At 41.9% G+C, this 11,061-nt stretch carries 7 protein-coding genes; 3 read left to right on the top strand and 4 right to left on the bottom strand.

Going from position 1 to position 11,061, the window contains the following annotated elements; all coding sequences use genetic code 11:
- Positions 1-991, bottom strand: a 991-nt coding sequence (locus tag AC1DDX_RS14515) for a bifunctional transcriptional activator/DNA repair enzyme AdaA (RefSeq protein WP_477622197.1), incomplete at its 3' end; no start/stop codon positions are given.
- A gap of 131 nt (positions 992-1,122) precedes the next feature.
- Between AC1DDX_RS14515 and AC1DDX_RS14510 the strand changes: the two genes are divergently transcribed.
- Complete coding sequence (locus tag AC1DDX_RS14510) at positions 1,123-1,581, top strand: SRPBCC family protein (RefSeq protein ID WP_288879896.1); 459 nt, start codon at positions 1,123-1,125, stop codon at positions 1,579-1,581.
- 24 nt (positions 1,582-1,605) lie between these two features.
- Here AC1DDX_RS14510 and AC1DDX_RS14505 read toward each other — a convergent pair whose 3' ends face one another.
- From AC1DDX_RS14505 to AC1DDX_RS14495, 3 genes are all read right to left on the bottom strand, one after another.
- Positions 1,606-3,078, bottom strand: a complete 1,473-nt coding sequence (locus AC1DDX_RS14505) for a serine hydrolase (protein WP_337715726.1) — start codon at positions 3,076-3,078, stop codon at positions 1,606-1,608.
- Positions 3,079-3,447: 369 nt separating this feature from the next.
- Positions 3,448-5,046: a solute:sodium symporter family transporter gene (locus AC1DDX_RS14500; RefSeq protein ID WP_172660814.1), complete on the bottom strand. Its 1,599-nt coding sequence runs from the start codon at positions 5,044-5,046 to the stop codon at positions 3,448-3,450.
- Positions 5,047-5,055: 9 nt separating this feature from the next.
- The gene (locus AC1DDX_RS14495) at positions 5,056-6,072 is read right to left on the bottom strand and encodes a GntR family transcriptional regulator (RefSeq protein ID WP_172660813.1); all 1,017 of its coding nucleotides are present in this window, start codon (positions 6,070-6,072) and stop codon (positions 5,056-5,058) included.
- Positions 6,073-6,299: 227 nt separating this feature from the next.
- On the opposite strand from AC1DDX_RS14495, the gene AC1DDX_RS14490 reads away from it, so the two are divergent.
- Together AC1DDX_RS14490 and AC1DDX_RS14485 are read left to right on the top strand one after the other, a co-directional pair.
- Complete coding sequence (locus tag AC1DDX_RS14490) at positions 6,300-9,383, top strand: SusC/RagA family TonB-linked outer membrane protein (RefSeq protein ID WP_288879901.1); 3,084 nt, start codon at positions 6,300-6,302, stop codon at positions 9,381-9,383.
- Between the two features lie 18 nt (positions 9,384-9,401).
- Positions 9,402-11,061: RagB/SusD family nutrient uptake outer membrane protein (locus tag AC1DDX_RS14485; RefSeq protein ID WP_477622196.1), on the top strand; the 1,660-nt coding region annotated here is incomplete at its 3' end.

The raw sequence follows: 11,061 nt of genomic DNA, 5'->3' as shown, positions 1-11,061 counted from the left end.
GTCCACCGCCGTAGCCGGTCAAGCTTCCGTCAGTGCCAATTACCCTGTGGCACGGAATCAGGATTGAGATTCTATTCATTCCATTGGCATTTGCCACTGCGCGAACAGCTTCGGGTTTATTTAAAGCCAGGGCTTGTTGCTTATAATTGCGCGTGGCGCCATAAGGGATTTCCTGCAGAATTTGCCATACAGACTGCTGAAATTCTGTTCCGGGTGAAAACAGGGGCACTGAAAATTGTTTTCGGTTGCCAGCGAAATATTCATCAAGCTGCTGCTTTAGCAGATCGAAGTGGTGGTTGCTGCCCTGAATGATAGTGGCATTTAATTGTTTTGCGAGTGTTTTGAATTCCGTCTCCAGCATTTTTCGATCGGTAAACTCTAAAAGGCAGATGCCTTGTTTAACGGCGCAGGCAAACATAGTTCCCAGTGGTGTTTCTAATCGGGTGATATTAATGACCTGTTTATCTTTGCTGTTTAAAGGAGAAACGCCAAAGATCGCTTTAAAGGAATCACCAAAACCACTTAACGATTCATACCCGGCATCAAATGCGGCGGTGGTAATGGCTTGGCCATCCTGGATTCTTTTAAATGCAGAATTGATCCGAAACATCCGTTGGTAGGCATGAAAGGTAATGCCATGATTTTTAAGGAACCACCTTCTGATTTTGCTGGGCTCAATACCTTTTTGAATGAGGTCCCAGTCCTTAAATTTTAAAGATGGATCTGCGTTTAATTCGTCGAGGATCGATTTAATAAAATCAGGGGTCTCTCCAATTTTTTCAAGGGGGTTGCACACTTTACAAGGTCTGTAGCCTTTGCGTATGGCTTCGCTGGTCGTTTTAAAAAACTCCACATTTTCTGCCTTTGGTTTTCTTGCGGTACAGGTAGGTCTGCAAAATATGCCTGTAGTTTTAACTGCCGTTATGAAAGTCCCCTCAAAAGTGATGTCTTTTTTAAGGATGGCGTTGTACATGATTTCGTTGGTCAGCATTCTGTTTCTTTTTCTTCAAAATTAGCTTAGTTGGGTGTAGCGAACAACCGAAAACAGGACAAGTATTTTTTTGTTCTTAAACCTAAGCAGTTTTCTACAGACCTGGCGCGGATAATTGTTATATTTATAATATGGAGAAGGAAAATAAAATACCAAGCGTACAGGCGCAGATGCTAATCAGAAGGCCGGTGGCTGTAGTATTTGAAGCATTTGTTGATCCTGAGATCACCAAGCATTTTTGGTTTACCAAAGGAAGTGGCAGGCTAGAGCAGGGCAAAACAATTACCTGGGAATGGGAAATGTATAGTGTTTCCAGCGCTGTGCGGGTTAAAGAAATTGTGCCGAATAAAAAAATAGCTGTTGAGTGGGATCAATATTCAACTCCCGTAGATTTTGAATTTGAGGCATTGACTGAAGGCACTACGTATGTTACCATTACGCAGTATGGTTTTCAGACAACCGGTGATGAACTGCTTGCAGAGATCAACGGCGCAAGCGGTGGCTTTACTACTGTGGTAGATGGGCTGAAGGCTTATCTGGAGCATGGCATCAATCTGAATCTAATAGCAGACAAGTTTGCGAAAAATTAAGGGATTTTATCAAATTCCAGATCGTCAAAGAGGAAGTCGTTTGAATCGATGTTTAGCTTGAACCCGGTTATTTTTTTTTTCCGTATCCCTTATAAAAATTACTTCACCCTCGGGTACAAAGGGATCGTTAAAGATGATTTTGCAGTGATCTGCGTCTATGTGATGTAAAAAGCCCGAAAAGAGCTCCTTTGTGGGAAGCAATTCCAGAAAAGGTTTTCCTTTTTCTCGTCTGATCACCGCTTTGCCATAAGCTATGTCTTCGTATTCCCCTTCATAGCGGCTAAAATTGGGTATTGAAGCACTCTTTTTAGGCTGAGGTTTTCTTTTCTTATCCCAATCGAAAACGGTGTTTTTTCCAGACATTTCTTTGTCGGCTTCTTTCCAGTCAAATGTGTTATTTCGGGTCATGTAGCCGGTAATTGCTTTGACCAGCTCATCGTTGATCTGAGATATTTTGTTGGTAAGGATGACTATTCCAGAGCTGCTGTCGGGAAGCAACACTACGCTGGATATATAACCCGGCATCCCACCGTTGTGGTTAATTACTTTACCGTTTTTGGTGTGTTTAATATACCAGCCTAGTCCATAGCCATCGTCTTTATTAATGGAGAACAGTGTTTTGACACTTGTTAAGGTATTAATGGTGCCATCGGCTAATATGGTGGTGTCATCAATTCGGCCATGTGCAAGCAGCATCTGCATCCAGATCAGCATGTCGTCGATATTTGAATCTACACCGCCCGCAGGGCTGATGTTGTACATGTTGAGTGGTTTAATCGGTTTATTCTGGATGTGTGGCAGGGCAAAATTACTTTCGCTGGTTATGGAATCCCTGTTGGTAGCGGTGCCCGTCATTTTGAGGGGGTTGAAAATCCTTTCTTTTAAAAATTCGTCCCATGTTTTTCCGGTAACGGATTCAACAACAAGCCCCGCTACAAGGTACATGATATTCTGGTAAGCAAAATCTGTGCGGAAATTGGTTCGGATTGGTGAGTAACGGATTAACCTTGCGATATCTTGTCTGGTATTTTTTGTGCCGTACCAAAGCAGGTCGCCATCAAATGTTTTTAAGCCAGATCTGTGACTTAAAATATCGGTAATGGTAACTTCTTTGGTAATCCATGGGTCGCTCAATTTAAAATCCGGGAGGTATTTAATGACTTTGTCATCCCAGTTGATTTTTCCATCATCTACAAGTATGCCCAGTGCAGCTGCGGTAAAGGCTTTTGTGCAGGATGATATGGGGAAAATAGTTTGGGTGTTTACCGGAAATCCTTTTGCTGTGCTGGTTACACCATATCCTTTTTTAAAGATTACTTTATTGTTTTTGATTATGCCGATGGCAAGGCCAGGGATTTTGTAGTCGGCTACCTGTTTTGCAATAAACTGATCGAGATGGGTTGAATCTGTTTGTTGGCTAAAAGAAAGGTATGGGACAAGCAAAAGCAGGATTATAAAGATCTTTTGGATGGTTGTGGTTAATGACTTGTGGTTCATTGGTTTAGGGCTTGTATATCAAATATACATAAATCTGTAATTGTGTTGTTTTGATTAGTAAGGCTTGGGGATTTCCTAACGTCGAGATAACGGGAATGTGTGAGATCCCTCAGCCTATGGAAGTTTAGCGCATAAAGAATTGCTTCAGCAGATCAACTCAATTGTGGGAATTTTGCCAGAGAAGTGCAGTGCAGTTTATAAACTCAGCAGGGAAGAAAAAAACCTGAGTCACAAAGAAATTGCCCAAAGGCTGAACATTCGACAAAGACGGTTGACAACCATATGACCAGAGCATTAAGTCAGTTGCGCAGTTCTCTTGGCGGTTTGCTTACTGTGGAAGTGCTTACCTGACTGTTGAAAACCGTTAATTTAGGTTGCAATTCCTGATCTGGAGAACAGCACAAATAAAAGAATCATGATCAGTAATAGCAGCCCGTTAACCCAGTGGCGGTTCTTCCATGGTTTTAGATCTACAACCTGTTTGTTCTGTGCCATATAAGCCTTTTCCATAGGAAACAGTTTTCCGATGATTAGCATGATGGTGGTTGTTAGTAAAAAGAGGATGGCCAAGATATGCAGGAAGTGGATGCCTGTATCGAATACAATCTGAGTAAGGATGTAGCCGGTAAAACAAAATCCAAGACCTACTTTAGCAGCGATCGGAGGAACTTTTTTAGTTACAAAGCCTACAAACATAATGGTGAAAATGGGGATGCTGAAGGCCGCATTTATCTTCTGCATAAAGGTGTAGAAGGTATCGCTTGAGAAAATGATTAGCGGGGCAATGAACATAGCCAGTAAAGAGGCAAACATCTCAAATCTTTTAGAGTTTCTTAGCAAATCGGCTTCTGTAACGGTTCTTCCTTTCTTCTCTTTAAAAGGTTTGTACAAATTTAAGGTGAACAGGGTGCTGGCGCTGTTTAAACCAGGCGAAAAGGAAGTGATTGCAGCGCCAAAAATAACTGCGGCAATAAAGCCACTTAGTATGGGCGGAGATACATCACTTACCACCCTTGAAAATACCTCGGTAGTGTTTTGCATGCTGCTGTACATATGAACGGCAATTATTCCGGGCAAAATAAAAAGCAGGGGCCCAAGCAGCTTTCCGGCACAGGCAAGGGCAATGCCTTTCTGGCTGGTTTCGAGATCAGACGACGCCAATGCCTGTTGCACAATAACCTGTTCAGTTCCCCAATAAAAGAGGTTCATCAGGATCATGCCTGTAAATATGGTAGAAAAAGGGACTGCATCTGCAGATGTCCCTATGGAATTAAAATGTTCCGTTTTTGAAGTGAGGATGGTGTGTATGCCTTCCTGAAGGTTACCGTTGCCTACATGGCTTAGTCCGAAGTAAGCCAGTAATAATGCTCCGGTAAACATACAGATGCCTAAAACCAGGTCAGAGATCACGATGGCCTTTAAACCTCCCAGAATAGAATATAAACTGCCGACCAGACCTATGCACCATACCAGAATCCAGATGCTGCTTCCATAACTGATGTGCCATATATCAGAAAAATGAAACAAGCCATTCAATGCTACAGCGCCACTGTAAAGCACAATAGGAAGCAGATTTACCATGTAGCTGATCAGGAACAGGAAGGAAACCAATTTCTTTGTTCCCGGATCATACCTGTTTTCCAGAAAATCGGGAGTGGTAGACATGGCACCCTTTAAATAAACGGGGATCACAAATTCAGAAACAACCAGCATGGCAAATACTGAGCTTATTCCCCAGGCCATTACCGTCATGTTGTTCACATATACCGATTCACTGCTGCCAACAAATTCTGCGGCGCTGATGTTCGTAAAAAACAAAGCACTGCCTACAGCGGTAAAGCTTAAGGTTCGGTTGGCCAGAAAGAGACCTGCAGAGGTAGTTATTTTATGCCTTCTGGTTTTGAACCAGGAAATCACCCCTACAAGAAAGGTAACAACAATAAAGGTGATAAAGGCTGTCGCATTCATTTTTGCAGGTTATAGCGATTTTCTTCTGATCAGTACGGTAGGAATTGTTTCCTGTACTTTTTCCTTTTTCAATACCGCCTGCGCCACTTTTATACCCATTAAAGAGAAATCTGCAGAGTAGGTGGTGATGCCACCACCAATGATTTCTTTAACCACCTCGTCGTTGTGCGACAGGATGCCTATGTCTTTGCCAGGCTGTAACTGTTTTGCCTCGCAATCTTTAAGTATTTTCCATATTTCGGAGTTGTTTAGGGTAAAATAAACCTTTCCCTTTTCTACGCTGCCGGGCTCATATTCGTTTAATATCCTGGCGTTTACCTTAAAATCTTTAGTGAATTTTTTAAATGATTTAATGATCTCAACCGGATCCAGAGAGCCAGGTACGTGGAAAAAGATCATTTCATCAAATTTCTTTATGGTATCTGCCAATTCTGCCAATATTCTATAGGTAGACTGTTCAAATTCCTGAGTAATGTAGTTGAACTCGCCTTTAAGCGGTTCATAGCGGTCGAACATAATGAACTTGTTGCTCGGCAGCATGTCCAGCAGATGTTTGGTTTTTGGATGTGGTATAGGTGAAATCACATACACCCCATACTTTCCTTTAATCATGTTCAGCATGGTTTCGAACATGGTGATGTTGCCATGGTGAAAAAAAACATCGATATGTACATTTGGCCCCAGTTCATTTCTGAAGTTCCGGTAGAACTGCTCCTGAAAGGAGTCGATAAGGTACATAAGCAGTGCCACCTTTAAGGTTTGTTCAGTATCGTCATTTGCAACAAAATAGCCAAGTCTGTTTTTTGACTCCACTATTCCGCGGCTGATGAGTTCTCTGTATCCTTTCATTACGGTTTCCCTTGCAAAACCAAGTTCCTTGATCAGGACGTTTATAGAAGGCAGCGCCTCTCCTTTAGAAATGATTCTTTCGTCGATAGCATTAATTATACCCTGTACAAATTGCTCGTGTTTGGAAAAGGATGGTACTTCTTCAAGTTCCTGTATTTTTTCAAAAATGGTTATCATATTGATAGGTTGGGCTACACTAGTCTATAGGTATAAAAAATGTTTGTTTTAGTTTTTATTTCACAAGGTAATAATTTTTAGTTAATCATTAAATACAAATTAAGGCACTTATGAAAGTAAAATTTGCAATTATAAAAAAACTTCCTTTATATTTACTTAATAATAGAACAGCATAGACTAGACTAGAAAGAAAAACTGTTCTATTCCTAACCAAAACATAACCAAATATGAACGTGAAACTTACTATCGAAAAGTTGGGCTATCCTGATTTTCTCTGGAAAAAGCTTATTCTATTACTGCTCTTTTTTGTTTTTTGTGCCCAGGCATTTGCTCAGCAGCAGATCACCGGAAGGGTAACAGACAATAATAGTGGCTTGCCCAATGCCACGGTACGTGTAAAGGGCACGCAGCTTGGCACCAAAACAGATGATGAAGGGAAATTTAAACTGAGTGTCCCGGATAATGCGGTGTTGATTTTCAGTTATATCGGTTTTACCGATCAGGAGATAGCTGTGAACGGCAGGAAGCACATTGAAGTGCAGCTAACAGAAGCAGCAGGCTCCGGACTGAACGAGATCGTTGTTGTAGGTTATGGTACAAAAAAACGTGCAAACCTGACAGGAGCTGTGTCAACAGTTAGTGGTGCGGAACTGGGCAAATCACCATCAAGCAATTTAACCAACTCTATCGCAGGTCAGGTTCCCGGGCTAATTGTAAATGCCCGAAGCGGCGAACCGGGTAACGACAATGCAGATATATTTGTTCGTGGAAAGGGTACGCTTGGTAATTCAGGTGCTTTGATAGTTATTGATGGAATTCCGGACAGGGCAGGCGGTTTCGCCAGGTTAAATCCGGCGGATATAGAATCATTTAGTATAATAAAAGATGCAAGTGCTGCTATTTATGGTGCAAGAGCAGCTAATGGTGTTATTCTGATTACAACAAAAAGAGGCAAGTCGGGCAAGCCTGTACTTACACTTGGAACCAACTGGGCCAGCACCCAGCCAACACGCGTTCCTCAGATGCTGAGCTCATATCAATATGCGCAGGCAACAAACGAATACGATGCCTTAGTGGGGCAACAACTTACATGGACAACAGAAGCTATTGAAAAATTCCGTAATGGGTCAGATCCCTTAGCTTTTCCAAATACCAATTGGTGGGATGCAGTGATGAAAACACGTGCATTACAACAAAATCACATCATGTCACTAAGTGGAGGAACAGATAAGGTAAGTTATTTTTTTTCGGGCCAGCACCAGAAACAAGACGGAATTTACAAGCAGGATGCAGCTTATTATAAGCAAGATCAGGCAAGGGCAAACGTGGATGTGAATGTGACCGATAACTTTAAAATCGGAGTTGATGTATCGTACCGTAATGAATTTCGCAATGCTGCAAAAAATGGTTATGATGCTGGAAGTATTTTTAGAGAATTATGGTTAGCCTATCCATACTTAACCCCTGTTTATAGCAACGGACTTGTTGGTGTAGGTATTGGTGGCGGCCCCGATAACAGCATGATGTATGTTACCTCTGGCGAAGCAGGATACCAGCGGTTTACTACCGATTATCTGCAAACAAAAGCATCATTTAGCTGGAAACTGGACAAAATTACACAAGGACTATTTGTAGATGGTTATTACGCTTATGACAAAACCCTATCTAAAACAAAATCCTTTACCAAAACGCCGCCACCGGCATATAGGTATGATCCCGCTACAAAAGACTATGTAAAGGTAACCTCATCAATAGCACCATCGCTTATTGAACAAAGAGGCAACATTGGCGAGAGGTTGCTCAATTTAAAACTGGGATATTCAAAAACCATCAGTGATCATAGCTTTGATGCCTTCGTGGCCTTTGAGAGCTTTAAGGGGAATACCGATATCATTAATGCTTCAAGGTCAAATTTCTTGAGTAACAGTCTGGATCAGTTGTCAGCAGGAAGCCTTATTGGTCAGCAAAACTTTTCTGATGCTGCAGAAGCTGCCCGTATCAATTACATCAGTCGTTTATCTTACAATTATAAGAGTAAATACCTGATTGATTATACTATGCGCTACGACGGTTCACAAAACTTTCCTGAAGGAAAACGCTATGGATTTTTTCCAGGAGTTTCTGCAGGATGGCGTATTTCGCAGGAAGACTTCTTTAAATCGGAAGTGATCAATGAGTTAAAATTAAGAGCATCTTGGGGTAGAACCGGTAATGATAGGGTGAGTGATTTCAATTACCTGCAGACCTATTTGCTGGGTACTGGTTATGGTTACTCACTAGGATCGGGAGCTTCACAGGTTTCTTCATTGGTACTTGGGCCAACGCCCAATCCTAACATCACCTGGGAGCTTGCTACCACTAGCGATATCGGTTTAGAATCACAATTCTTTAATGGTAAACTGGGGGTTAATGTAGATGTGTTCAGGTCTATGCGTTCCAATATCCTGATCACCAGAAGTGAATCAGTTCCGGGATATACCGGGCTGACCCTGCCAAATGAAAACTTAGGAAAAGTATTGAGCCGTGGTATTGAGCTTGAAGCTACGCACAATAACACTATCGGCAATTCCTTTGCCTATAACATCAGGGGTAACATCACATTTGCAAGGAACAAGGTGATCTTTATGGACGAGGCGGCGAATATCCCCGAGTACCAGCGTAAAACCGGTATCCCTATTGATTCCTGGTTCCTGTATCAATCAGATGGCATCTATCAGAATCAACAGGAAATTGATAATAGTCCACATCCGGCAGGAACAGGCATAGGCGACATCAGGTATAAGGATGTAAACAACGATGGTGCTATAAACGACCTTGATAAAGTGAGAATGCCGTTGGTACGCACGCCGGAAATCATGTTTGGTTTGGCCTTAGGCGGATCATGGAAAAACATAGATGCTTCCGTTTTCTTCCAGGGGCAGGCCAGGGCTAAATCATACCTGGCGCCTGCAGGCTTAAATATGGTAACCGAATTTTTTGATGAGAGATGGCAAAAACCGGGTGATACCAAGTATCCGAGAAACTTTAGCGGCCCAACCGGAAGAACTTTTGGGGTAAATACATTTGAATCTGATTTTTGGTTAAGAGATGCATCGTTTGTAAGGCTTAAAAATGTAGAGGTAGGATATACTTTGCCAAAATCGGTGTCCGAAAGATTAAAAATGCAGAGCGCAAGGATTTATATCAGCGGAACAAACCTGTTTTCTATTGACAAGTTCGGGCCGTCATTTGATCCGGAAGTGCCAACCAATTCAGGGCAATACTATCCACAACAGCGTTTAATCAATATTGGCGCAAACATCACATTTTAAAAACTTATAAAGTATATCATGAAACTGAATATAAATAATTTTAAAATCAACAGCGCTGCTTTACTTGTTTGCACTGCGTTGATATTTGGAGGATGCAAAAAGGCTTTAGACCTGCAACCTCTTGACTCTTACTCTGAAAAGGATGTATGGTCGGATCCGAAACTGACCCAGGTTTTTGTGAACAATATTTACAGCGAAACAGTACTTGCTTACCAAGACGGAGGTTTTGGCTGGGCAGCACAAACCGATGAGCTTTACGGGAACTTTAATTGGACAAATGAAAACCTGTATGTACGCGGAGAAGCCACACCTGATAACCAGACTTCTGGTTCCCTGAACCATTGGAATAAAATGTATGCCTCTATCCGTTCGAGCAATATCTTTTTCACAAATATTGAAAAGGTAACGGGAGCAGATGAAGCGGTAAATACCATGAAGGGAGAGGTACACTTTTTAAGGGCACTGGCTTATTTTGAACTGCTGAAAAGATTTGGAGGCGTACCACTTATTGTAAAGGTTTACGATGTGAACGATAGGAATTTTAATGAAAAAAGAGCCACCTGGCTGGAGACCAAAGATTTTATATTAGCAGATATTGCTGAAGCTTTAAAAACCTTGCCGGCGGTTTATCCTAACGATCCTGATAAAGGGCGCGCAACAGCAGGAGCGGCACTGGCCTTAAAATCGAGACTGTTATTATACGCTGCAAGTCCGTATTTTAATAAAAGCAATGACAGGAAACTGTGGGAAGATGCTAAACTGGCTGCAAAAGCAGTGATTGATTATACAGGTGTTAAATATGCTCTGTATGGCAATGCGGCCAATGGTACCTACAATAAAACCTTTCTTGATTTCTTTAATCCGGAGATTATTTTTGGGAGGGTATATAGTGGTTTGGTAAAAGCGGACAGATATAATACCGTAAGCAGAGATTTAAGTCCGAATGGTTATAATGGTTACAGCGCATATAATGTGGTGCAACAAATGGTGGATGATTTTGAGATGGCTGATGGTACAAAGTTTAGCTGGAGTAATCCGGAGCAGGCAAAAAATCCATATTTGAACAGAGAGCCCCGGTTTTATGCAACTATTTTGGCCAATAACCAGCAATTCAAAGGAAGGCTTACAGGTTTTTTTGAAGGAGGTGATGATTCTCCGCAAAGTCCTTATTCGCCATGGAATGCTTCTAAAACAAGGTATTGCGTAAGGAAAATGGTTGACGAAACCCATGATTGGAATGTTCAGGATTATGATGCTACACAATGGGCAGTTTTCAGATTGTCGGAAATTTACCTAAACTATGCAGAGGCTTGCTCGGCGTTGGGCGAGGATGGAGAGGCACTGACTTATCTGAACAAAATAAGAACAGAAAAGGCAGGTTTGCCAGTGGTTAGTGGTGCAGGAACAGCATTGATGGAGAAAATAAGACATGAGCGCAGGATTGAATTGTGTTTTGAAGGACATCGTTATTTTGACATTAGAAGGTGGGGAATTGCAGAGATAGGTTCGGAAGATGCGAAGGGTGTAATTATCAGAAAGCAGAGCAACGGTACGTTTACCTATGAGGTGATGACGGTTCAGGAACGTACGTGGGTGCCGAGTTTTTACTATTACCCGATACCGAGAACGGAGATACAGAAAAATCCGGCAATAGTGCAGAACCCGAACAGAACCCGAA

The organism is Pedobacter sp. 10L46_2, assembly GCF_056395165.1.
Note: the sequence above shows the minus strand (reverse complement) of the source record. Positions and strands in the feature narration are given on the sequence as shown.